1 protein-coding gene is annotated in these 1156 nt (G+C 70.7%); it reads right to left on the bottom strand.

The genetic code is table 11. The features are described 5' to 3' along the window. Positions 1-982 (bottom strand): branched-chain amino acid aminotransferase (locus DQW06_RS24600; protein WP_117199398.1); only part of this gene is annotated, 982 nt, incomplete at its 3' end. Between the last annotated feature and the right edge of the window lie 174 nt (positions 983-1156).

The raw sequence follows: 1156 nt of genomic DNA, 5'->3' as shown, positions 1-1156 counted from the left end.
CCCGGCCGACGGGGGTGATGACGGCCGCGGTGCCGCAGGCGAACACCTCGGTGAGCTCGCCGGACTCGGCCGCCTCACGCCACTCGTCGGTGGAGATGGGCGCCTCCTCGGCCGGGATGCCGAGGTCGGGGGCCAGGGTCAGCAGCGACTCGCGGGTGATGCCCGGCAGCAGGGTCCCGGTCAGCGGGGGCGTGCGCAGACGCGCGTTCTCACCCGAGCCGAACACGAACCACAGGTTCATACCGCCCATCTCCTCGACCCAGCGGTGCTCGCGGGCGTCGAGCCAGACCACCTGGTCGCAGCCCTGCTCCACCGCCTGCGCCTGGGCGAGGAAGCTCGCCGCGTAGTTGCCCGCGAACTTGGCCGCGCCCGTGCCGCCCGGCGCGGCGCGCGTGTAGTCCCTGGACAGCCACACCGTCACCGGCTGGACGCCGCCCGAGAAGTAGGAGCCGACCGGCGAGGCGATCAGCAGGTAGACGTAGGAGCGGGACGGGTGGTTGACGCCCAGGCCGACGTCGGTGGCGACCATGAACGGGCGCAGGTACAGGCTGAAGTCCTCCTTGGTCGGCACCCAGTCGCCGTCGTGCTCCAGGAGGAGTTCGATGGACTTCAGGAAGAGCTCCTCGGGGAGCTCGGGCATCGCCATGCGCGCCGCGCTGCGGTTGAAGCGGGCCGCGTTGGACTCGGGGCGGAAGGAGGCGAGCGAGCCGTCGGGGTGCCGGTAGGCCTTGAGGCCCTCGAAGATCTCCTGGGCGTAGTGGAGGGCGGCGGTGGCCGGGTCCAGGCTCAGCGGGCCGTACGGCTCCAGCTTAGCGTCGTGCCACCCCTTCCCCTCGGTGTAGTGGATGCTCACCATGTGGTCGGTGAACACCTTGCCGAACCCGGGACTCTCCAGCAGCGCCTCTCGTTCCTGCGGGGTCTTCCGCCTGTCGGAGAGCTGGATGTCGAACGTCAACCCGCTTGTGGTGGTGTCGTTGTTCATGGTGTCGGTGGTCCTCTCGGGTGCATCAGGCCGGCAGCATCGCCGGCCTGGGATCTAGTCTGTCTGAAGAGCGCACCCGGTGCCAGAGCAGGAGTGATGCACGCGAGGGCGGCACCGCTCGGGGAGCGGAGCCGCACGCGGACACGGCGACGGGCGCGCTCGGGAACCCGGGCG

This window comes from Nocardiopsis sp. TNDT3 (assembly GCF_003427465.1).
Classification (GTDB): domain Bacteria; phylum Actinomycetota; class Actinomycetes; order Streptosporangiales; family Streptosporangiaceae; genus Nocardiopsis; species Nocardiopsis dassonvillei.
The sequence above is the reverse complement of the archived record's forward strand: the minus strand, read 5'-3'. Positions and strand labels throughout refer to the sequence as shown.